At 55.9% G+C, this 20,870-nt stretch carries 23 protein-coding genes; all 23 read left to right on the top strand.

All coding sequences use genetic code 11. The annotated features are described in order from the left end of the window. Window positions 1-177: 177 nt before the first annotated feature. Window positions 178-678 carry a 50S ribosomal protein L10 gene (gene rplJ / locus BLU07_RS13880; RefSeq protein ID WP_092387935.1) on the top strand — a complete coding sequence of 167 codons (501 nt, stop codon included), beginning with the start codon at window positions 178-180 and terminating at the stop codon, window positions 676-678. Window positions 679-755: 77 nt separating this feature from the next. Next, window positions 756-1,127 carry a 50S ribosomal protein L7/L12 gene (gene rplL, locus BLU07_RS13875; RefSeq protein ID WP_092387932.1) on the top strand — a complete coding sequence of 124 codons (372 nt, stop codon included), beginning with the start codon at window positions 756-758 and terminating at the stop codon, window positions 1,125-1,127. Window positions 1,128-1,333: 206 nt separating this feature from the next. Continuing rightward, window positions 1,334-5,404: a DNA-directed RNA polymerase subunit beta gene (gene rpoB, locus BLU07_RS13870; RefSeq protein WP_092387929.1), complete on the top strand. Its 4,071-nt coding sequence runs from the start codon at window positions 1,334-1,336 to the stop codon at window positions 5,402-5,404. 60 nt (window positions 5,405-5,464) lie between these two features. After that, on the top strand, window positions 5,465-9,664 hold the full coding sequence (gene rpoC / locus BLU07_RS13865; protein WP_092387926.1) for a DNA-directed RNA polymerase subunit beta': 4,200 nt from the start codon (window positions 5,465-5,467) through the stop codon (window positions 9,662-9,664). Window positions 9,665-9,805: 141 nt separating this feature from the next. After that, the gene (gene rpsL / locus BLU07_RS13860) at window positions 9,806-10,177 is read left to right on the top strand and encodes a 30S ribosomal protein S12 (protein ID WP_080048726.1); all 372 of its coding nucleotides are present in this window, start codon (window positions 9,806-9,808) and stop codon (window positions 10,175-10,177) included. A gap of 97 nt (window positions 10,178-10,274) precedes the next feature. Further along, window positions 10,275-10,748 carry a 30S ribosomal protein S7 gene (gene rpsG, locus BLU07_RS13855; RefSeq protein WP_092387923.1) on the top strand — a complete coding sequence of 158 codons (474 nt, stop codon included), beginning with the start codon at window positions 10,275-10,277 and terminating at the stop codon, window positions 10,746-10,748. A gap of 18 nt (window positions 10,749-10,766) precedes the next feature. Then, a complete protein-coding gene (gene fusA, locus BLU07_RS13850; protein WP_092387921.1) occupies window positions 10,767-12,869 on the top strand; it encodes an elongation factor G in 2,103 nt (700 codons plus the stop codon). 34 nt (window positions 12,870-12,903) lie between these two features. Continuing rightward, on the top strand, window positions 12,904-14,097 hold the full coding sequence (tuf, locus tag BLU07_RS13845; RefSeq protein WP_092387918.1) for an elongation factor Tu: 1,194 nt from the start codon (window positions 12,904-12,906) through the stop codon (window positions 14,095-14,097). Between the two features lie 150 nt (window positions 14,098-14,247). Next, a complete protein-coding gene (rpsJ, locus tag BLU07_RS13840) occupies window positions 14,248-14,559 on the top strand; it encodes a 30S ribosomal protein S10 (protein ID WP_028614853.1) in 312 nt (103 codons plus the stop codon). Window positions 14,560-14,653: 94 nt separating this feature from the next. Further along, window positions 14,654-15,292, top strand: a complete 639-nt coding sequence (gene rplC / locus BLU07_RS13835) for a 50S ribosomal protein L3 (protein ID WP_092387915.1) — start codon at window positions 14,654-14,656, stop codon at window positions 15,290-15,292. Window positions 15,293-15,304: 12 nt separating this feature from the next. Continuing rightward, window positions 15,305-15,907, top strand: coding sequence for a 50S ribosomal protein L4 (rplD, locus tag BLU07_RS13830; RefSeq protein ID WP_092387912.1), 603 nt, complete (start codon window positions 15,305-15,307; stop codon window positions 15,905-15,907). Next, window positions 15,904-16,200: a 50S ribosomal protein L23 gene (rplW, locus tag BLU07_RS13825; RefSeq protein WP_092387909.1), complete on the top strand. Its 297-nt coding sequence runs from the start codon at window positions 15,904-15,906 to the stop codon at window positions 16,198-16,200. The genes rplD and rplW overlap by 4 nt, the downstream gene beginning before the upstream one ends. Window positions 16,201-16,214: 14 nt before the next feature. After that, window positions 16,215-17,039, top strand: coding sequence for a 50S ribosomal protein L2 (gene rplB / locus BLU07_RS13820; protein ID WP_092387906.1), 825 nt, complete (start codon window positions 16,215-16,217; stop codon window positions 17,037-17,039). A gap of 17 nt (window positions 17,040-17,056) precedes the next feature. Then, window positions 17,057-17,332, top strand: coding sequence for a 30S ribosomal protein S19 (rpsS, locus tag BLU07_RS13815; RefSeq protein WP_092387903.1), 276 nt, complete (start codon window positions 17,057-17,059; stop codon window positions 17,330-17,332). Between the two features lie 11 nt (window positions 17,333-17,343). After that, the gene (gene rplV, locus BLU07_RS13810; protein WP_092387900.1) at window positions 17,344-17,676 is read left to right on the top strand and encodes a 50S ribosomal protein L22; all 333 of its coding nucleotides are present in this window, start codon (window positions 17,344-17,346) and stop codon (window positions 17,674-17,676) included. A gap of 9 nt (window positions 17,677-17,685) precedes the next feature. Then, complete coding sequence (rpsC, locus tag BLU07_RS13805) at window positions 17,686-18,366, top strand: 30S ribosomal protein S3 (RefSeq protein WP_092387897.1); 681 nt, start codon at window positions 17,686-17,688, stop codon at window positions 18,364-18,366. Window positions 18,367-18,377: 11 nt separating this feature from the next. Further along, on the top strand, window positions 18,378-18,791 hold the full coding sequence (gene rplP / locus BLU07_RS13800; RefSeq protein WP_092387894.1) for a 50S ribosomal protein L16: 414 nt from the start codon (window positions 18,378-18,380) through the stop codon (window positions 18,789-18,791). Further along, window positions 18,791-18,982: a 50S ribosomal protein L29 gene (gene rpmC, locus BLU07_RS13795; protein WP_092387891.1), complete on the top strand. Its 192-nt coding sequence runs from the start codon at window positions 18,791-18,793 to the stop codon at window positions 18,980-18,982. The genes rplP and rpmC overlap by 1 nt, the downstream gene beginning before the upstream one ends. A gap of 2 nt (window positions 18,983-18,984) precedes the next feature. After that, window positions 18,985-19,248, top strand: coding sequence for a 30S ribosomal protein S17 (rpsQ, locus tag BLU07_RS13790; protein WP_092387888.1), 264 nt, complete (start codon window positions 18,985-18,987; stop codon window positions 19,246-19,248). Window positions 19,249-19,291: 43 nt separating this feature from the next. Beyond that, complete coding sequence (rplN, locus tag BLU07_RS13785) at window positions 19,292-19,660, top strand: 50S ribosomal protein L14 (protein WP_092387885.1); 369 nt, start codon at window positions 19,292-19,294, stop codon at window positions 19,658-19,660. Between the two features lie 11 nt (window positions 19,661-19,671). Then, window positions 19,672-19,986, top strand: coding sequence for a 50S ribosomal protein L24 (gene rplX, locus BLU07_RS13780; protein WP_092387883.1), 315 nt, complete (start codon window positions 19,672-19,674; stop codon window positions 19,984-19,986). Between the two features lie 17 nt (window positions 19,987-20,003). Beyond that, a complete protein-coding gene (gene rplE / locus BLU07_RS13775) occupies window positions 20,004-20,543 on the top strand; it encodes a 50S ribosomal protein L5 (protein ID WP_092387881.1) in 540 nt (179 codons plus the stop codon). A 12-nt stretch (window positions 20,544-20,555) separates the two neighbouring features. After that, a complete protein-coding gene (gene rpsN, locus BLU07_RS13770) occupies window positions 20,556-20,861 on the top strand; it encodes a 30S ribosomal protein S14 (RefSeq protein ID WP_092387878.1) in 306 nt (101 codons plus the stop codon). Window positions 20,862-20,870: the final 9 nt, after the last annotated feature.

Here is a 20,870-nt window from a genome sequence, read left to right as displayed (position 1 = left end):
GGGTGCGCCAAACCGATTGGGGTCCCTGTTATGCGGGGGCTGTCCAAGACCGTAGGCGGCGCAAGCCTTAAACCAGCAGCCTACGCAGATGGTGCTCCCGATTCAGTACAGGCTGGATCAGACACCAAAACATGCCATCCGCAAGGGTGGTCAATGGTAAATCCAGGAGTGAAACCCGTGGCAATTAAGCTCGAAGACAAAAAGGCCATCGTCGCTGAAGTCAACGAAGCTGCTAAAGGTGCGCTGTCTGCCGTTGTGGTTGATGCCCGCGGCGTAAGCGTTGCTGCCATGACCGGGCTGCGCAAAGAAGCACGCGAAGCTGGCGTTTACGTACGTGTTGTACGTAACACCCTGCTGCGTCGTGCCATTGAAGGTACGGATTACACCTGCCTTCAGGAAACCTTTGTCGGTCCTACCCTGATTGCTTTCTCCAATGAACATCCGGGCGCTGCCGCTCGCCTGTTCAAGGAGTTTGCCAAGGGTCAGGACAAGTTCGAGATCAAGGCGGCTGCCTTTGAAGGCAACTTTATTGCAGCTAATGACATCGATCGACTGGCTACGCTGCCGACTTACGATGAGGCTATCAGCCAGCTGATGAGCGTTATTCAGGGCGCAACCAGCAAGTTCGTTCGTACTTTGGCCGCAGTCCGCGACCAGAAGGAAGCCGAGGCCGCCTGATAGCAGCCTTTCCGTTTCCCTACACGCTTTTAATGTAGACGGCCTGTACGCCGTCCCCAATACAGGAATTTAGAGTCATGGCTCTGACCAACGAAGATATCATCAACGCAGTATCCGAAATGTCTGTTATGCAGGTTGTTGAACTGATTTCAGCAATGGAAGAAAAGTTCGGCGTTTCTGCCGCTGCTGCTGTCGCTGCTGGCCCCGCTGCCGGTGGTGCTGCTGCCGCTGAAGAGCAAACCGAATTCAACGTTATCCTGGCCGAAACTGGCGACAAGAAAGTCAACGTGATCAAAGCTGTTCGCGAATTGACTGGTCTGGGCCTGAAAGAAGCCAAGGCGATGGTTGATGGTGCGCCGGCTACTATCAAGGAAGGCGTTTCCAAGGAAGATGCTGAAGCAGCCCAGAAAGCGCTGGAAGAAGCAGGCGCCAAGGTTGAGCTCAAGTAATTCGAGTGACCTTGCGTTGACAATCTGCGCCCAGGCTCAGATTGGTGGCTGGTGGCCGTTGCGCCACCGGCCTTTTTCCGTTGTCACAGGCCTGGCCTGTGCAACAGCACCCCGAGGGGTGAGCAGGCCGGAAGGGTCTGTACGCATTTTCAGGTTTGCCTGATCAGGCAAACCAATCAAGCAGGTGACCAAGCTGGGGAACGCTGATGGCTTACTCATATACTGAGAAAAAACGTATCCGCAAGGACTTTGGCAAACTGCCGCATGTTATGGACGTGCCCTATTTGCTGGCTATCCAGCTGGATTCCTACCGGGAATTCCTGCAGACGGATATGCCCAAGGAGCAGGTTCGCGACATCGGTTTGCATGCCGCCTTCAAATCTGTCTTCCCCATTATCAGCTATTCAGGTAATGCGGCCCTTGAATATGTTGGCTACCGCCTAGGCGAGCCGGCCTTTGACGTAAAGGAATGTATCCTGCGTGGGGTTACCTATGCAGTGCCGCTGCGCGTCAAGGTTCGCCTGATTATCTTTGATCGTGAGTCATCGAACAAAGCGATCAAGGATATCAAGGAACAAGAAGTCTACATGGGAGAAATCCCGCTGATGACCGAAAACGGTACCTTCATCATCAATGGTACCGAGCGGGTCATCGTTTCCCAGTTGCACCGTAGCCCGGGTGTGTTCTTCGACCATGATCGTGGCAAGACGCACAGTTCCGGCAAGCTGCTGTATTCCGCCCGCGTGATTCCTTACCGCGGCTCGTGGCTGGACTTCGAGTTCGATCCCAAGGACTGTGTTTACGTCCGTATCGACCGTCGCCGCAAGTTGCCGGCGAGTGTGCTGCTGCGTGCTCTGGGTTACCAGACCGACGAGATTCTGGATATTTTCTATGACACCAACGTGTTTGCCGTTCAGGAAGATTCGCTCGAGCTGGAGCTGGTCCCGGAACGCCTGCGTGGTGAGATTGCTACCCTTGACATCAAGGATGACAAGGGCAAGGTCATTGTAGAGACGGGCCGGCGGATAACCGCGCGCCACATCAAGTTGTTGGAAAAAGCCGGTATCAACAGCCTGGAAGTACCCTTTGACTATGTGGTGGGTCGCACCATCGCCAAGCCTGTCGTCGACCCGGCTACGGGTGAAATCATTGCTGAATGCAATGCTGAAATCACCACCGAGGTCATCAACAAGCTGGTCAAGGCCAAGGTCACTCGACTGGAGACCTTGTACACCAACGAAATTGACTGCGGTCCTTTCGTTTCCGACACCTTGCGGATTGATAACACCAACTCGCAGCTCGATGCGCTGGTGGAAATCTATCGCATGATGCGTCCCGGCGAGCCGCCGACCAAGGATGCAGCCGAAACCCTGTTCGGCAACCTGTTCTTTACCAGTGAGCGCTATGACCTGTCAGCCGTGGGGCGGATGAAGTTCAACCGCCGCATCGGTCGTGATGAGATCGAAGGCGAGGGCGTCCTGAGCAAGGAAGACATCATTGATGTGCTCAAGACCCTGGTCAACATCCGTAACGGTAAAGGCGTGGTCGATGATATCGATCACTTGGGTAACCGCCGCATCCGTTCGGTTGGTGAAATGGCCGAGAACCAGTTCCGGGTGGGCTTGGTACGTGTTGAGCGTGCGGTCAAGGAACGTCTGTCAATGGCTGAAAGCGAAGGCCTGATGCCGCAGGATCTGATCAACGCCAAGCCGGTGGCTGCTGCGGTCAAGGAGTTCTTCGGTTCCAGCCAGCTGTCCCAGTTCATGGACCAGAACAACCCGCTGTCCGAGATTACCCACAAGCGTCGCGTCTCGGCCCTTGGGCCAGGCGGTCTGACCCGTGAGCGTGCCGGCTTTGAAGTGCGTGACGTGCATCCCACGCATTACGGCCGCGTTTGTCCGATCGAGACGCCGGAAGGTCCGAATATCGGTCTGATCAACTCGCTGGCGACCTATGCTCGCACCAACAAGTACGGCTTCCTGGAAAGTCCATACCGCCGGGTGAAAGAAGGCGTCATTACCGACGAGATCGTTTTCCTTTCGGCGATCGAGGAAGCCGAACACATCATCGCCCAGGCCAGTGCCACAGTAGAAAAAGGCAAGCTGGTTGATGATCTGGTGGCAGTACGTCACCAAAATGAATTTACCGTCAAGGCGCCACATGAAGTGACCCTGATGGACGTGTCGCCACGTCAGGTCGTTTCGGTCGCGGCATCGCTGATTCCGTTCCTCGAGCATGACGATGCCAACCGTGCCTTGATGGGTTCGAACATGCAGCGTCAGGCTGTGCCGACTCTGCGTGCCGAGAAGCCGCTGGTGGGTACCGGTATGGAGCGCAACGTTGCCCAGGATTCCGGGGTCTGTGTTACCGCTCTGCGTGGTGGTGTGATCGACTCGGTTGATGCCCGGCGTATCGTCGTGCGCGTCAACCCTGACGAGATCGAAGCGGGTGAGGCCGGGGTGGATATTTATTCCCTGACCAAATATACACGCTCCAACCAGAACACGTGCATCAACCAGCGCCCACTGGTGCGCAAGGGTGACGTAATCAGCCGGAGAGATATCCTCGCTGACGGTTCGTCGGTCGATATGGGTGAGCTGGCTCTGGGCCAGAACATGCGTGTGGCCTTCATGCCCTGGAATGGTTACAACTTCGAAGACTCGATTCTGGTCTCCGAGCGCGTGGTAAAAGAAGATCGCTTTACAACCATCCACATTCAGGAGCTCACCTGCGTATCGCGTGATACCAAGCTGGGGCCTGAAGAGATCAGTTCGGATATTCCCAACGTGGGCGAATCTGCACTGGGCAAACTGGATGAAGCCGGGATTGTGTATGTGGGTGCCGAAGTCGGACCTGGCGATATCCTGGTCGGCAAGGTGACGCCCAAGGGTGAGACCCAGCTGACGCCGGAAGAGAAGTTGCTGCGTGCGATCTTTGGTGAAAAGGCGTCCGACGTCAAGGACACCTCCCTGCGTGTGCCGACTGGCACCAAGGGTACCGTGATCGATGTGCAGGTCTTCACCCGTGACGGCGTTGAGCGTGATGCCCGTGCGCTGGCGATCGAGAAAGAGCAGCTTGACGAGATTCGCAAGAACTTGCAGGAAGAGTTCCGCATCGTTGAAACCGCCACTTTCGAGCGCTTGCGTGAAGCATTGGTTGGCCAGACTGCAGAAGGTGGTGCCGGTGTGAAGAAAGGCGCCAAGCTGACTGATGCAGTGCTTGATGGTATCGAGCATGGCCAATGGTTCAAGCTGCGCATGAGCGAAGACAGCCTGAACGAACAGCTGGAAAAGGCCCAGGCCTATCTGTCTGATCGTCGTCAGTTGCTCGATGAGAAGTTTGAAGACAAGAAGCGCAAGCTGCAGCAGGGCGATGACCTTGCGCCGGGCGTGCTGAAAATCGTCAAGGTCTATCTGGCGATCAAGCGTCGCATCCAGCCGGGTGACAAGATGGCCGGCCGTCATGGTAACAAGGGTGTTATCTCGGTCATCATGCCCATAGAAGATATGCCCCATGACAGCAACGGTAATCCAGTGGATATCGTGCTTAACCCGCTGGGCGTACCCTCGCGGATGAACGTTGGTCAGATTCTGGAAACGCATCTTGGTCTCGCCGCCAAGGGCTTGGGCGAAAAGATCAACCGCATGCTGGAAGAGCAGCGCAAGGTTGCAGATCTGCGTGGTTTCCTCGATGAGGTATATAACAAGGTGGGTGGCCGTCAGGAAGACCTGAATGCGCTCAGCGATGCTGAAATCATCGAGTTGGCGAACAACCTGCGCGGTGGCGTACCCATGGCGACGGCAGTATTTGATGGTGCCAAGGAAAGTGAAGTCAAGCATATGCTGCGCCTGGCAGACCTGCCTGATTCCGGTCAGATGATGCTGATCGACGGCCGTACCGGTAATACCTTTGATCGTCCGGTTACCGTCGGTTACATGTACATGCTGAAACTGAACCACCTGGTTGACGACAAGATGCATGCTCGCTCTACCGGTTCCTACAGCCTGGTTACCCAGCAACCGCTGGGCGGCAAGGCGCAGTTCGGTGGTCAGCGTTTCGGGGAGATGGAGGTCTGGGCGCTGGAAGCCTATGGTGCCGCCTACACCCTGCAGGAAATGCTGACGGTGAAATCGGACGACGTCAACGGCCGTACCAAGATGTACAAGAACATCGTCGATGGTGACCATCGCATGGAGGCCGGCATGCCCGAGTCCTTCAACGTGCTGGTCAAGGAGATCCGCTCGCTCGGGATCGACATCGAACTGGAATCAGAGTAAGCATTGCCCACGTCTCGGGCGGCACGTGCCGCCCTTGAGACATTGCGAGGAGTATAGGCCTTGAAAGACTTATTGAACCTGCTCAAGTCCCAGGGACAGATTGAAGAGTTCGATTCCATTCGAATCGGCTTGGCATCGCCGGACATGATCCGGTCCTGGTCCTACGGCGAAGTGAAAAAGCCGGAAACCATCAACTACCGTACCTTCAAGCCGGAGCGTGATGGTCTCTTCTGCGCCAAGATTTTTGGCCCGGTAAAAGACTATGAGTGCCTGTGCGGCAAGTACAAGCGCCTCAAGCACCGCGGCGTGATCTGTGAGAAGTGTGGCGTTGAAGTCGCCTTGGCCAAGGTGCGTCGCGAGCGCATGGGTCATATCGAGCTGGCGTCACCGGTAGCCCACATCTGGTTCCTGAAATCGCTGCCATCCCGTATCGGCCTGCTGCTTGATATGACCCTGCGTGATATCGAGCGCGTGCTCTATTTCGAAAGCTTTGTCGTTATCGAGCCGGGCATGACCACGCTGGAAAAAGGTCAGCTGCTGAATGACGAGCAGTACTTTGAAGCGCTGGAAGAATTCGGTGACGAATTCGACGCCCGCATGGGCGCCGAAGCAGTCTATGAATTGCTGACTGCGATGGACCTTGAGCACGAGATTGGCCACCTGCGCGAAGAGATTCCGCAAACCAACTCGGAAACCAAGATCAAGAAGCTCTCCAAGCGCCTTAAACTGATGGAAGCCTTCCACGGTTCCGGAAACAAGCCGGAGTGGATGGTGCTGACGGTATTGCCAGTACTGCCGCCGGACCTGCGTCCGCTGGTACCTCTGGATGGTGGCCGCTTCGCGACCTCGGACCTGAACGATCTGTACCGCCGCGTGATCAACCGCAACAACCGCCTCAAGCGTCTGCTGGATTTGTCTGCGCCGGATATCATCGTGCGCAACGAAAAGCGCATGCTGCAAGAGTCGGTCGACGCGCTGCTGGATAACGGTCGTCGTGGTCGTGCCATTACCGGCACCAACAAGCGTCCGCTGAAATCCCTGGCCGACATGATCAAGGGCAAGCAGGGCCGTTTCCGTCAGAACCTGCTCGGTAAGCGTGTCGACTACTCCGGTCGTTCGGTGATCGTGGTAGGCCCGACCCTGCGTTTGCACCAGTGTGGTCTGCCGAAGAAAATGGCCCTCGAGCTGTTCAAGCCGTTTATCTTCGGCAAGCTCGAGCACCGTGGTCTGGCAACGACCATCAAGGCCGCGAAGAAGATGGTCGAGCGCGAGCTGCCGGAAGTCTGGGACATTCTCGCTGAGGTGATCCGCGAACATCCGGTACTGCTCAACCGTGCACCGACCCTTCACCGTCTGGGTATCCAGGCGTTTGAGCCAGTGCTGATTGAAGGCAAGGCCATCCAGCTGCACCCGCTGGTCTGTGCTGCCTACAACGCCGACTTTGACGGTGACCAGATGGCCGTGCACGTTCCGCTGACGCTGGAAGCCCAGCTGGAAGCGCGTGCGCTGATGATGTCGACCAACAACATCCTCTCGCCAGCCTCCGGTGAACCGATCATCGTGCCCTCGCAGGACGTGGTACTGGGCCTGTATTACATGACCCGTACCAACATCAACGCCAAGGGCGAAGGCATGCGCTTCAGTGGTGTCAATGAAGTCGAAATGGCCTACCGTAGTGGCCAGGCTTCCTTGCACGCCCTGGTCAAGGTGCGCATCACTGAAACCGTCAAGCACAAGGATGAAAGCTGGAGCACCGAGACCCGTATCGTCGATACCACGGTCGGTCGTGCCCTGCTGTTCCAGATTCTGCCTGATGGCTTGCCCTTCGAGCTGGTTGACCAGCCGTTGAAGAAAAAGGCGATTTCCAAGCTGATCAACCAGTGCTACCGCGTGGTGGGTCTGAAGGAAACCGTTATTTTCGCTGACCAGCTGATGTATACCGGCTTTGCCTATTCCACGATTTCCGGTGCCTCGATCGGTGTGAATGACTTTGTCATTCCCGACGAGAAAGCCCGCATCATTGATGCCGCCACTGATGAAGTGAAAGAAATCGAAGACCAGTACGCCTCGGGTCTGGTAACCCAGGGTGAGAAGTACAACAAGGTGATCGACCTCTGGTCCAAGGCCAACGACGAAATCTCCAAGGCCATGATGGACAACCTCAAGTCCACCACGATCAAGGATCGTGATGGTAATGATGTCGAGCAGGAATCATTCAACTCCATGTACATGATGGCTGATTCCGGTGCCCGGGGTTCTGCCGCACAGATTCGCCAGCTGGCGGGTATGCGGGGCCTGATGGCCAAGCCGGACGGCTCGATCATCGAGACGCCGATTACCGCCAACTTCCGTGAAGGTCTGAACGTACTCCAGTACTTCATCTCCACTCACGGTGCCCGTAAGGGTCTGGCAGATACCGCACTGAAAACCGCCAACTCCGGTTATCTGACCCGTCGCCTGGTCGACGTGGCCCAGGATCTGGTAATTACCGAGCCTGATTGCGGTACCGAAAATGGTCTGCTGATGTCGCCGCACATTGAAGGTGGCGATATTGTAGAGCCGCTGGGTGAGCGTGTGCTTGGTCGCGTGGTTGCACGTGATGTGGTCAAGCCCGGTAATGACGAAGTCATTGTTCCGGCCGGTACCCTGATCGACGAACAGTGGGTTGAGTTCCTCGAGCGCAACAGTGTTGATGAGGTCATCGTGCGTTCGCCGATTACCTGTGATACCCGCTACGGTGTCTGCTCGACCTGTTATGGTCGTGACCTGGCCCGTGGTCACCAGATCAATATCGGTGAGGCCGTCGGTGTTATTGCGGCCCAGTCGATCGGTGAGCCGGGTACCCAGCTGACCATGCGTACCTTCCACATTGGTGGTGCGGCCAGCCGGACCTCGGCAGCGGACAGTGTTCAGGTGAAGAACGGCGGTACCATCCGCCTGCACAACCTGAAGCACGTCGAGCGTACCGATGGCGCGCTGGTTGCCGTATCGCGCTCTGGTGAGCTGGCGATTGCCGATGAATTTGGTCGTGAGCGGGAGCGCTACAAGCTGCCCTATGGTGCGGTCATTTCGGTCAAGGAAGGTGATGTTGTGGATGCCGGCAGCGTGGTTGCCAAGTGGGATCCGCACACGCACCCGATTGTTACCGAAATTGCGGGTACCGTGGCCTTCTTTGGTATGGATGATGGCATTACCATCAAACGTACTGCGGATGAGCTGACCGGTCTGACCAATATCGAAGTGATCGATCCCAAGGATCGTCCGGCAGCGGGTAAAGATATCCGTCCCGCGGTCAAGCTGGTCGACGAGAATGGCAAGGAATTGATGATGCCTGGCACCGACGTGCCTGCTCAGTACTTCCTGCCGGCCAACGCCCTGGTCAACCTGACGGATGGTGCCAAGGTAAATATCGGTGACGTGGTAGCAAGGATTCCGCAGGAAACCTCGAAAACCCGCGATATCACCGGTGGTCTGCCACGCGTGGCTGACCTGTTTGAAGCGCGCCGTCCGAAAGAGGCCTCGATTCTGGCTGAAATCAGCGGTGCAATTTCCTTCGGCAAGGAAACCAAAGGCAAGCGTCGTCTGGTGATTACCCCGATTGATGGTGGTGACCCCTACGAAGAGTTGATTCCGAAATGGCGTCATCTCAACGTCTTTGAAGGCGAGCAGGTGACCAAGGGTGAGGTTATCTCGGATGGTCCGAGCAACCCGCACGATATCCTGCGCCTGCTGGGTGTCAGTGCACTGGCCAAGTACATCGTCAACGAGATTCAGGACGTGTACCGTCTGCAGGGCGTCAAGATCAACGACAAGCACATCGAAGTGACTATTCGCCAGATGCTGCGCAAGGTCGAGATCAGCGAGTCCGGTGATTCCAGCTTTATCAAGGGTGACCAGGTAGAGCTGACCCAGGTCCTGGAAGAGAACGAGCGCCTGTCAGCACAGGACAAGTTCCCGGCCAAGTACGAGCGTGTGCTGCTGGGTATCACCAAGGCATCCCTGTCGACCGAGTCGTTCATTTCTGCGGCTTCCTTCCAGGAAACCACACGGGTATTGACCGAAGCGGCAGTGACAGGCAAGAGCGACCACTTGCGTGGCCTGAAAGAGAACGTCGTTGTCGGGCGCTTGATCCCGGCTGGTACGGGTCTGGCTTACCATGCGGAACGCAAGCGGCAGCGCCTTGCTGACGTACCCGCCAAGGTCAGCGCCAGTGATGTCGAGCAGGCACTGTCCGACGCGCTCAACTCGAGCAACAGCTGAGAGTCTGTCGGGCGCCTTGGCGCCCGGCAACTTGACGAGCGGGGACGGGGTCTATAGAATTCCGTACCCCTAAAATTGGCGGGGCAAGGTGTCCTGCCATTTTTTATTATGTCTTCGAGACATCAATTGGAGTTTTGCTAGATGGCAACAATCAACCAGCTTGTTCGCAAGCCGCGCAAGCGCGTAGCTGAAAAGAGCGACGTGCCGGCACTGCAGAACTGCCCGCAGCGTCGTGGCGTATGCACTCGTGTGTATACCACCACGCCGAAGAAGCCGAACTCGGCTCTGCGTAAAGTTTGCCGTGTCCGTTTGACCAACGGTTACGAAGTGTCTTCCTACATCGGTGGTGAAGGTCACAACCTGCAGGAGCACAGTGTTGTGCTGATCCGTGGCGGTCGTGTAAAAGACCTTCCCGGTGTGCGCTATCACACTGTTCGCGGTTCGCTGGACACCTCGGGTGTCAAGGATCGTAAGCAGGGTCGTTCGAAGTATGGCGCCAAGCGCCCCAAGTAATTTGAATTCATTTAACCTGAGTCGATAAGAGTAAGGTCAGACGTAACATAACAGTTACAGTTCTGGGCTAACCTGAAGACCGTTTGAGGGCTTATCAATGCCAAGACGTCGTGTAGCGGCAAAGCGTGAGATCCTGCCAGAACCCAAGTTCGGCAGTCAGATCCTCGCCAAATTCATGAACCATGTAATGGAAAGCGGCAAGAAAGCAGTTGCCGAGCGTATCGTTTACGGTGCGTTGGACAAAGTACAGGAGCGCACCAAGACCGAGGATCCGGTCGAAGTGTTTGAAAAAGCCCTGGATGCCATTGCCCCCCTGGTTGAAGTTAAATCCCGCCGCGTAGGTGGTGCCACCTATCAGGTTCCGGTTGAAGTGCGTCCCTCCCGTCGCAACGCCTTGGCGATGCGCTGGCTGGTTGATGCTGCCCGCAAGCGTGGCGAAAAATCCATGGCTCTGCGCCTGGCCGGCGAGCTGCTTGATGCGGCTGAAGGCAAGGGTGCGGCAGTCAAGAAGCGTGAAGATGTGCACCGTATGGCTGAAGCCAACAAGGCATTCTCTCACTACCGCTTCTAAACGACTCAGGTGACTATCGTGGCTCGTATAACCCCGATCAATCTGTACCGTAACATTGGTATTTGCGCGCACGTCGATGCGGGTAAAACCACGACCACGGAACGGATCCTGTTATATACAGGTGTCAACCACAAGCTGGGCGAGGTGCATGATGGTGCCGCGACCATGGACTGGATGGCGCAGGAGCAGGAGCGTGGTATTACCATTACCTCGGCTGCTACTACCTGTTTTTGGGAAGGTTCCGAGAAACAATACCGTAAGCACCGCGTCAACATTATCGATACCCCTGGTCACGTTGACTTCACCATCGAAGTAGAGCGCTCACTGCGTGTGCTTGATGGTGCGGTCGTTGTCTTCTGTGGTACTTCAGGTGTTGAGCCTCAGTCTGAAACTGTATGGCGTCAAGCCAACAAATACGGCGTGCCACGTATTGTTTACGTCAACAAGATGGATCGCCAGGGTGCTGACTTTCTGCGTGTTGTCGAGCAGATCAGGAAGCGCCTGGGTCATACCCCGGTTCCAGTCCAGCTGGCTATCGGTGCTGAAGAAAACTTCGAAGGTCAGGTCGACTTGCTGCGCATGAAGGCAATCTACTGGAACGACGAAGACAATGGCACCACCTTCCGTGAGGAAGAGATTCCGGCTGAGTTGGTCGATCAGGCCAATGAGTACCGCGAGAAGATGGTTGAGGCGGCCGCTGAAGCCAACGAAGAGCTGATGAACAAGTATCTCGAAGGGGGTGAATTGACCCTGGACGAGATCAAGGCTGGTCTTCGTCAGCGTACTCTGGCTTGCGAAATTGTCCCGGCTGTGTGCGGTACTTCGTTCAAGAACAAGGGTGTTCCCCTGGTACTTGATGCGGTCATCGAATTCCTGCCGGCACCGGATCAGGTTGAAGCCATTCGTGGTGTCCATCCTGATGATGACCAGAAGACGGATACCCGCTCTGCTGATGACGAGCAGCCTTTCTCGGCGCTGGCGTTCAAGATTGCTACCGACCCCTTCGTCGGTACTCTGACCTTCGCCCGGGTTTACTCCGGCGTGTTGAATTCCGGTGACTCGGTGCTTAACTCGGTCAAGGGCAAGAAAGAGCGCGTGGGTCGTATGGTGCAGATGCATGCCAACGCCCGTGAAGAGATCAAGGAAGTGCGTGCGGGTGACATCGCCGCGCTCATCGGCATGAAGGATGTGACCACGGGTGACACTCTGTGTGATCTGAACAAGCCGATCATCCTTGAGCGAATGGAGTTTCCGGATCCGGTTATCTCGGTCGCGGTCGAGCCGAAAACCAAGGCCGACCAGGAAAAAATGGGTATCGCTCTGGGCAAACTGGCCCAGGAAGATCCCTCTTTCCGCGTGCGTACTGATGAAGAGTCCGGCCAGACCATTATTTCCGGTATGGGCGAGCTGCATCTGGACATCCTGGTTGATCGCATGAAGCGTGAATTCAACGTTGAAGCCAATATCGGCAAGCCGCAGGTGGCTTATCGCGAGATGATCCGCAATACCTGTGAGATTGAAGGCAAGTTCGTGCGTCAGTCGGGTGGTCGTGGCCAGTATGGTCATGTCTGGATTCGCTTCGAGCCGTCCGGTGACGAGGCTGAAGGGCTTGAGTTTGTGAATGAAATCGTTGGTGGTGTGGTTCCGCGTGAATACATCCCGGCGGTGCAGAAAGGTATCGAGGAGCAGATGCAGAACGGTGTTGTTGCCGGCTATCCGCTGCTTGGTCTGAAGGCAACCGTTTATGACGGTTCCTATCATGATGTTGACTCGAACGAAATGGCGTTTAAAATCGCTGCTTCCATGGCCACCAAGCAGTTGGCCCAGAAAGGCGGTGCTGTTCTGCTCGAGCCAGTCATGAAGGTCGAAGTCGTTACTCCGGAAGATTACATGGGTGACGTCATGGGCGACCTGAACCGTCGTCGCGGTCTGGTACAAGGTATGGAAGATTCCGTTTCCGGTAAGGTGATCCGCGCAGAGGTTCCGCTTGGTGAAATGTTTGGCTACGCCACGGATGTCCGCTCCATGTCCCAGGGACGCGCGAGCTACTCCATGGAGTTCTCCAAATATGCCGAGGCCCCTATGAACATCGCCGAAGCAATCATCAAGAAGCAAGGCTAACTTGAACCTAAGCTAATCAAAGAGGTTATCAACCGTGGCTAAAGAAAAATTTGAACGCAGCAAACCGCACCTGAACGTGGGCACCATTGGTCACGTTGACCATGGCAAGACCACCCTGACTGCGGCTCTGACCAAGGTCTGTGCTGAAGTATACGGCGGCTCTGCCCGCGCTTTCGATCAGATCGATAACGCGCCGGAAGAGAAGGCTCGTGGTATCACCATCAACACCTCGCACGTTGAGTACGATTCTCCGACTCGTCACTACGCGCACGTTGATTGCCCTGGTCACGCTGACTATGTGAAAAACATGATCACCGGTGCCGCTCAGATGGACGGCGCAATCCTAGTTTGTTCCGCTGCTGACGGCCCGATGCCGCAGACGCGCGAGCACATCCTGCTGTCTCGCCAGGTAGGCGTTCCTTACATCGTCGTGTTCCTGAACAAGGCTGACATGGTCGATGACGAAGAGCTGCTCGAGCTGGTCGAAATGGAAGTGCGTGATCTGCTGAGCACCTATGACTTCCCGGGTGACGACACGCCGATCATCATTGGTTCCGCGCTGATGGCGTTGGAAGGCAAGGATGACAACGGCATTGGCGTGACTGCGGTTACCAAGCTGGTCGAGACTCTGGACAGCTACCTGCCAGAGCCCGAGCGTGATATCGACAAGCCGTTCCTGATGCCGATCGAAGACGTTTTCTCCATCTCTGGTCGCGGTACTGTTGTGACTGGTCGTGTTGAGCGCGGCATCGTTCGTGTACAGGAAGAAGTCGAGATCGTTGGTATCAAGGACACCACCAAGACCGTTTGTACCGGTGTTGAAATGTTCCGCAAGCTGCTCGACGAAGGTCGTGCCGGTGAGAACGTTGGTGTACTGCTGCGTGGTACCAAGCGTGAAGACGTTGAGCGTGGTCAGGTACTGGCCAAGCCGGGTTCCATCACTCCGCACACCAAGTTCGAAGCTGAAGTCTACGTACTGGGCAAAGATGAAGGTGGTCGTCACACCCCGTTCTTCAAGGGTTACCGTCCGCAGTTCTACTTCCGTACCACTGACGTGACTGGTTCTTGCGAACTGCCGGAAGGTGTTGAAATGGTAATGCCGGGCGACAACGTCAAGCTGGTTGTCACCCTGATCGCTCCGATCGCCATGGAAGATGGTCTGCGCTTCGCGATTCGCGAAGGCGGCCGTACCGTTGGTGCCGGCGTGGTTGCCAAGATCATCGAGTGATGGTCTGAGTTGCCAAAAGCCCCCGCTTGCGGGGGCTTTTGCATTTAGGTTGACAGTCGGCAGGTGCATCAGTAGAATTGCGCCTCCCTTGGATGGGCCTGCCCAACAGCAGGGCCGGCCCGATAAAAGTAACGTGGAGTTTCTGGTCAAATGCAGAACCAACAGATCCGTATACGGTTGAAGGCTTTTGACCATCGCCTGATCGATCAATCTACCCAGGAAATCGTGGATACCGCGAAACGTACTGGGGCTCAGGTGCGTGGTCCGATCCCTTTGCCGACGCGCAAAGAGCGTTTTACCGTACTGGTCTCCCCGCACGTCAATAAAGACGCGCGTGATCAGTATGAAATCCGTACCCACAAGCGGGTATTGGATATCGTTCAACCCACCGACAAAACTGTCGATGCGTTGATGAAGCTGGACCTGGCAGCAGGTGTTGAGGTCCAGATCAGCCTCGGCTGATAGCCCCACACGACGGGGGCTATATGTCGTGTAACGCCCTGAGATGGGCGGCCATAGCGGGTAGATAGCCCCGTGCACTCATGAGGTTTACAACATGACTATTGGTGTAGTCGGCCGAAAATGCGGTATGACCCGCGTTTTCACTGAAGATGGTGTTTCCATTCCGGTAACGGTTGTAGAAGTAGAACCGAACCGTGTCACACAAGTTAAGTCCCAGGATGCGGATGGCTACAGCGCCATTCAAATCACTGTTGGTGAGCGTCGCGTCAATCGCGTCAGCAAGCCAATGGCCGGGCACTTTGCCAAAGCGAATACGCCGGCAGGTCGCCGCGTATGCGAATTCCGTCTGGATGACAGCGCGGAATACGAAGCTGGCGCAGAGGTTACCGTCAGTATTTTTGAAGCGGGCCAGAAAGTCGATGTTACCGGCCAATCCAAGGGTAAGGGCTTTGCCGGTACCATCAAGCGCTGGAACTTCCGCGGACAAGACAATACTCACGGCAACTCCGTTTCTCACCGTGTACCTGGCTCCATCGGCCAATGCCAGACGCCTGGTCGCGTCTTCAAAGGCAAGAAGATGGCCGGTCACATGGGTGCCGAGCAGGTGACTGTGCAGACCCTGGAAGTAGTGCGCGTTGATGCTGAACGCAATCTGCTGCTCATCAAGGGCGCCGTTCCTGGTGCAACCGGTAGCGACGTTATCGTCCGCCCGGCTGTCAAGGCCAAGGGTTAAGGGGGAGTTGCCATGAATCTGAATGTAGCTGGTGCAAATGCGATCGAAGTATCCGATCTGACATTTGCCACAGAATTTAACGAGACGCTGGTGCACCAGGCGGTGGTTGCCTATATGGCAGGCGCACGTCAGGGCACCAAGCAGCAGAAGACGCGCTCTGATGTCTCTGGTGGTGGCAAGAAGCCTTTCCGTCAGAAAGGCACTGGCCGCGCCCGCGCTGGTACCATTCGCAGCCCGATCTGGCGCGGCGGCGGTACTACCTTTGCTGCCCGTCCGCGTGATCACGAGCAGAAGCTGAACCGCAAGATGTACCGCGGCGCGCTGCGCTCTATTCTGTCCGAGCTGGTGCGCCAGGAGCGCCTGGTTGTGGTTGAGAGCTTCGGCCTTGATGCCCCCAAGACCAAAGGTCTGGTTGGCAAGCTGAATGAGCTGAACCTGGGCAACGTGCTGATCGTGACTGACAATGTCGACGAGAACCTGTATCTGGCGGCCCGCAACCTGCCGCACGTTGATGTGCGTGATGTACAGGGTTCGGACCCGGTCAGCCTGATCGCTTACGACAAGGTACTGATTACCGTACCTGCTGTTAAGAAGTTCGAGGAGATGCTGGGATGAACCAAGAGCGCATTTTCAAAGTACTGCTTGGCCCGCATGTATCCGAGAAGGCTACCGTGCTGGCTGACGGTAAAGACCAGATTGTATTCAAGGTCGATACCACTGCCACCAAGCTGGAAATCAAAAAGGCCGTTGAACAGTTGTTCAATGTCAAGGTAAAAGCTGTCGCGACCCTGAACGTCAAGGGCAAGACCAAGCGCACCATGCGTGGCCTGGGTAAACGTGCTGACTGGAAAAAGGCCTATGTAAGCCTTGAGCCGGGTCAGGACATCGACTTCGCCAGCGCTGAATAAGAGAGGGGTACATCATGGCTATTGTTAAGTGTAAACCTACTTCCGCTGGCCGCCGCTTTGTCGTCAAGATCGTTCATGACGGTCTGCACAAGGGTGCTCCATATGCCCCTCTGGTCGAGAAGCAAGGCAAGTCAGGTGGACGTAACAACAACGGTCGCATCACCACGCGTCATCGTGGAGGCGGTCACAAGCAGCATTACCGTTTGGTAGATTTTCGTCGCAACAAGGATGGCATCAAGGCCGTTGTTGAGCGCGTCGAATATGATCCGAACCGTACCGCTCACATTGCTCTGCTGAAGTATGCCGACGGCGAGCGTCGCTACATCATTGCACCCAAGGGTGTCAGTGCTGGCGACCAGGTGATTTCGGGTGCCGATGCGCCGATCAAGGCTGGCAACTGCCTGCCTTTGCGCAACATCCCGCTGGGTAGCACTATCCACGCTGTCGAGCTCAAGCCAGGCAAAGGTGCCCAGGTTGCTCGTAGCGCTGGTGCCGCCGTACAGCTGGTGGCCCGTGAAGGTGCCTATGTGACAGTTCGCCTGCGTTCAGGTGAAATGCGCAAGGTGCTCGGAGAATGCCGCGCCACCCTGGGCGAAGTGTCCAACGGTGAGCACAGTCTGCGTTCCCTCGGTAAAGCTGGCGCCAAGCGCTGGCGTGGCGTACGCCCAACCGTTCGTGGTGTTGTCATGAACCCGGTTGATCACCCACATGGTGGTGGTGAAGGTCGTACATCTGGTGGTCGTCATCCAGTGTCGCCGTGGGGCTTCCCGACCAAGGGTGCTAAAACCCGGTCTAACAAGCGCACTGACAAGATGATTGTCCGTCGTCGCAGCAAGTAATCAGAGGGGATACGACAGTGCCGCGTTCTCTAAAGAAAGGTCCTTTTATTGATCTTCACCTACTCAAGAAGATCGAAGTGGCAGTTGAGAAGAACGATCGCAAACCAATCAAGACCTGGTCGCGCCGTTCAATGATCCTGCCGCAAATGGTTGGTTTGACCATTGCAGTTCATAACGGTCGTCAACATGTTCCGGTGATGGTTTCCGAAGACATGGTCGGCCACAAGTTAGGCGAATTCTCTGCCACGCGTACCTATAAAGGTCACGTTGCAGACAAGAAAGCCAAGCGCTAAGGGGTATGACGATGGAAGTAGCCGCTACTCTCAAGGGCACCCGCATCTCGGCCCAGAAAGCGCGTTTGGTCGCCGACCAGATCCGCGGAAAAAAGGTGGATGAGGCTTTGAATCTGCTGACTTTCAGCAACAAAAAGGCCGCCAGCATCATGAAGAAAGTGCTCGAATCGGCAATTGCCAATGCTGAGCACAACGAAGGTGCAGACGTGGATGACCTTAAGGTCACCACCGTGTTTGTCAACGAAGGTCGCTCCCTGAAGCGCATCATGCCGCGTGCCAAAGGCCGCGCTGATCGCATCATCAAGCGATCTTGCCATATCACGGTCAAGGTTGCTGAAAAGTAGGAGTCGATCATGGGTCAAAAAGTACATCCGACGGGTATTCGCCTCGGAATCGTCAAGGACCACACTTCGGTGTGGTATGCGGATGGTCGCACTTACGCTGACTATCTGAACACTGATCTGAAGGTACGTGCGTACATTCAGGAAAAACTGAAAAGCGCCTCGGTCAGCCGCGTTGAAATTCAGCGCCCGGCACAAACCGCCCGCATTACCATTCACACGGCCCGTCCGGGCATCGTGATTGGCAAGAAGGGCGAGGATGTCGAGAAGCTGCGCCAGGATCTGACGCAACAGATGGGTGTGCCGGTGCACATCAACATCGAAGAAATCCGCAAGCCGGAACTCGATGGTACCCTGGTTGCCCAGAGCGTTGCCCAGCAGCTGGAGCGTCGTGTGATGTTCCGCCGCGCCATGAAGCGTGCCGTACAGAACGCCATGCGTCTGGGCGCCAAGGGCATCAAGATTCAGGTCGGTGGTCGTCTGGGTGGTGCAGAAATTGCCCGCTCTGAATGGTACCGCGAAGGTCGTGTGCCGCTGCACACCCTGCGCGCCGACATTGATTATGCGACGGCAGAAGCTCACACCACTTATGGTGTGATCGGTGTCAAGGTCTGGATTTTCAAAGGCGAGGTCATTGGTGGCCAGCTGGAAGAATCCAAAGCCGCCGCTCCCAAGAAAAAAGCTGCTAAGTAAGGGGTACGCACATGTTACAACCCAAGCGTACGAAGTTCCGCAAGCAAATGACCGGCCGCAACCGTGGCCTGGCGCATCGCGGCAGTAAAGTGAGCTTTGGCGAATATGCATTGAAAGCCGTTGGCCGTGGCCGTCTGACTGCACGTCAGATTGAAGCCGCCCGTCGTGCTCTGACTCGTCACGTTAAGCGTGGCGGTAAAATCTGGATCCGTGTTTTCCCGGACAAGCCGATTTCCAAGAAGCCCCTTGAGGTGCGGATGGGTAAAGGTAAGGGTAACGTTGAATACTGGGTTGCCCAGATTCAGCCGGGCAAGATCCTGTACGAAATTGAAGGTGTTCCGGAAGAGCTGGCACGTGAAGCCTTTGCTCTGGCTGCTGCCAAGCTGCCCCTCGCAACCACCTTCGTCAAGCGGACGGTGATGTGATGAAAGCAACAGAACTTCGTGAACAAAGTGCCGAGCAGCTCAATGAGCAGCTCCTCAACCTTCTGCGTGATCAGTTCAATCTGCGCATGCAGAAAGCCACTGGTCAGCTCGGTCAGAGCCACCTGCTGAAGCAGGCAAAGCGTGATATCGCCCGAGTAAAGACCGTGCTCAACCAGAAAGGTGGTAACTGATCATGGCCGAGAACAAGACAGTACGTAGCGTCACCGGCCGGGTGGTCAGTGACAAGATGGACAAGACCGTCACTGTGCTCATTGAGCGTCAGGTAAAGCATCCGCTGTACGGCAAGTACGTACGCCGCTCTACCAAGCTGCATGCGCATGACGAGAATAACGAATGCCGCATCGGTGACCTGGTCACCATCCGGGAAACCCGCCCCTTGGCTAAAACCAAGAGCTGGACCCTGGTGCAGGTTGACGAGCGCGCGGCGCAAGTATAAGCCCCGCGCGATTTAGCGGATTATTTAAGGGTCGGAGAAAGTTATGATTCAGACTCAATCCATGCTGGATGTGGCTGACAACAGTGGTGCACGTCGTGTGATGTGCATCAAGGTTCTGGGCGGTTCTCACCGCCGCTACGCTGGCATTGGCGATATCATCAAAGTGACCGTGAAGGAAGCGATTCCCCGCGGCAAAGTAAAGAAAGGCCAGGTGCTGAATGCAGTCATCGTGCGTACCCGTCACGGCGTTCGTCGTAACGATGGTTCGCTGATTCGTTTCGATGGCAACGCAGCCGTTCTGCTCAACAACAAGAATGAGCCGATCGGTACCCGCATCTTTGGGCCAGTGACGCGTGAACTGCGTAACGATCAGTTCATGAAGATCGTTTCCCTCGCGCCCGAAGTGCTGTAAGGAGCCCGGTCATGCAAAAGATCAAACGTGACGACGATATCATCGTCATCGCCGGCAAGGATAAAGGCAAACGCGGCAAGGTCCTCAAGGTCCTGACCGATAATCGTCTGCTGATTTCCGGCGTCAACATTATCAAGCGGCATACCAAGCCAAATCCCATGGCTGGTCAGCAAGGTGGTATTGTTGAAAAGGAGGCGCCAATCCACGTCTCCAACGTGGCTATCTTCAATCCCGAGACCAGCAAGGCCGACCGTGTTGGCTTCAAGGTGGAAGAGGGCAAGAAGGTGCGTATTTTCAAGTCGACCCAAAAAGCCGTCGACGCTTGAGAATCTAGGTGCTTACCATGGCAAGATTGAAAGAGCATTACCGGACCAACCTGGTTCCGAAGATTCAGCAAGAGCTGGGCCTGAAGAACGTTATGGAGGTTCCGAAGATCACCAAGATTACCCTGAACATGGGCCTTGGTGAGGCAGTCGGTGACAAGAAGATCATCGAGAACGCAATGGCCGATCTGGAAAAGATCACTGGTCGCAAAGGTATCGTTACCTATGCACGCAAGTCGATTGCCGGCTTCAAGATCCGTGACGGCTGGCCGATCGGTGTCAAGGTGACCTTGCGTCGCGAACAGATGTACGAGTTTCTCGACCGTCTGCTGGCGATCTCGCTGCCGCGTGTACGTGACTTCCGTGGTCTGAACGCCAAGTCGTTCGATGGCCGTGGCAACTACAGCATGGGCGTGAAAGAGCAGATCATCTTCCCGGAAATCGATTACGACAAGATCGATACCCTGCGTGGTCTGGACATCACCCTGACCACTACTGCTCGGAACGACGAAGAAGGCCGCGCCTTGTTGCGCGCGTTCAGCTTCCCGTTCCGTAACTAGGAGTCAGGCACAATGGCAAAGATCAGTATGAAAAACCGCGAGGCCAAGCGCACTCGCCTGGTTGCCAAGTACGCAAAAAAGCGTGCCGAGCTGAAAGCCACCATCGGCAATGTCAATGCGTCTGTTGAAGACCGTTGGAATGCTCAGGTTGCTTTGCAAAAGTTGCCGCGTGATGCCAGTCCGGTCCGTCAGCGTAATCGCTGCCGTATCACTGGTCGTCCACATGGCGTGTATCGCAAGTTCGGTTTGAGCCGTATCAAGTTGCGTGAAGCCGCCATGCGCGGTGACGTACCTGGTTTGGTCAAGGCCAGCTGGTAAGATCAAACC

The sequence above is a fragment of the Halopseudomonas salegens genome (assembly GCF_900105655.1).
GTDB lineage: Bacteria > Pseudomonadota > Gammaproteobacteria > Pseudomonadales > Pseudomonadaceae > Halopseudomonas > Halopseudomonas salegens.
The sequence above is the reverse complement of the archived record's forward strand: the minus strand, read 5'-3'. Positions and strand labels throughout refer to the sequence as shown.

Bases quoted from the DNA above. Each gene is read 5' to 3' on its own strand.
- rplL (WP_092387932.1), top strand. From the start codon at position 756: ATGGCTCTGACCAACGAAGATATCATCAACGCAGTATCCGAAATGTCT.
- rpoB (WP_092387929.1), top strand. From the start codon at position 1,334: ATGGCTTACTCATATACTGAGAAAAAACGTATCCGCAAGGACTTTGGC.
- rpsL (WP_080048726.1), top strand. From the start codon at position 9,806: ATGGCAACAATCAACCAGCTTGTTCGCAAGCCGCGCAAGCGCGTAGCT.
- rpsG (WP_092387923.1), top strand. From the start codon at position 10,275: ATGCCAAGACGTCGTGTAGCGGCAAAGCGTGAGATCCTGCCAGAACCC.
- rpsJ (WP_028614853.1), top strand. From the start codon at position 14,248: ATGCAGAACCAACAGATCCGTATACGGTTGAAGGCTTTTGACCATCGC.
- rplC (WP_092387915.1), top strand. From the start codon at position 14,654: ATGACTATTGGTGTAGTCGGCCGAAAATGCGGTATGACCCGCGTTTTC.
- rplD (WP_092387912.1), top strand. From the start codon at position 15,305: ATGAATCTGAATGTAGCTGGTGCAAATGCGATCGAAGTATCCGATCTG.
- rplW (WP_092387909.1), top strand. From the start codon at position 15,904: ATGAACCAAGAGCGCATTTTCAAAGTACTGCTTGGCCCGCATGTATCC.
- rplB (WP_092387906.1), top strand. From the start codon at position 16,215: ATGGCTATTGTTAAGTGTAAACCTACTTCCGCTGGCCGCCGCTTTGTC.
- rplV (WP_092387900.1), top strand. From the start codon at position 17,344: ATGGAAGTAGCCGCTACTCTCAAGGGCACCCGCATCTCGGCCCAGAAA.
- rpsC (WP_092387897.1), top strand. From the start codon at position 17,686: ATGGGTCAAAAAGTACATCCGACGGGTATTCGCCTCGGAATCGTCAAG.
- rplP (WP_092387894.1), top strand. From the start codon at position 18,378: ATGTTACAACCCAAGCGTACGAAGTTCCGCAAGCAAATGACCGGCCGC.
- rpmC (WP_092387891.1), top strand. From the start codon at position 18,791: ATGAAAGCAACAGAACTTCGTGAACAAAGTGCCGAGCAGCTCAATGAG.
- rpsQ (WP_092387888.1), top strand. From the start codon at position 18,985: ATGGCCGAGAACAAGACAGTACGTAGCGTCACCGGCCGGGTGGTCAGT.
- rplN (WP_092387885.1), top strand. From the start codon at position 19,292: ATGATTCAGACTCAATCCATGCTGGATGTGGCTGACAACAGTGGTGCA.
- rplX (WP_092387883.1), top strand. From the start codon at position 19,672: ATGCAAAAGATCAAACGTGACGACGATATCATCGTCATCGCCGGCAAG.
- rplE (WP_092387881.1), top strand. From the start codon at position 20,004: ATGGCAAGATTGAAAGAGCATTACCGGACCAACCTGGTTCCGAAGATT.
- rpsN (WP_092387878.1), top strand. From the start codon at position 20,556: ATGGCAAAGATCAGTATGAAAAACCGCGAGGCCAAGCGCACTCGCCTG.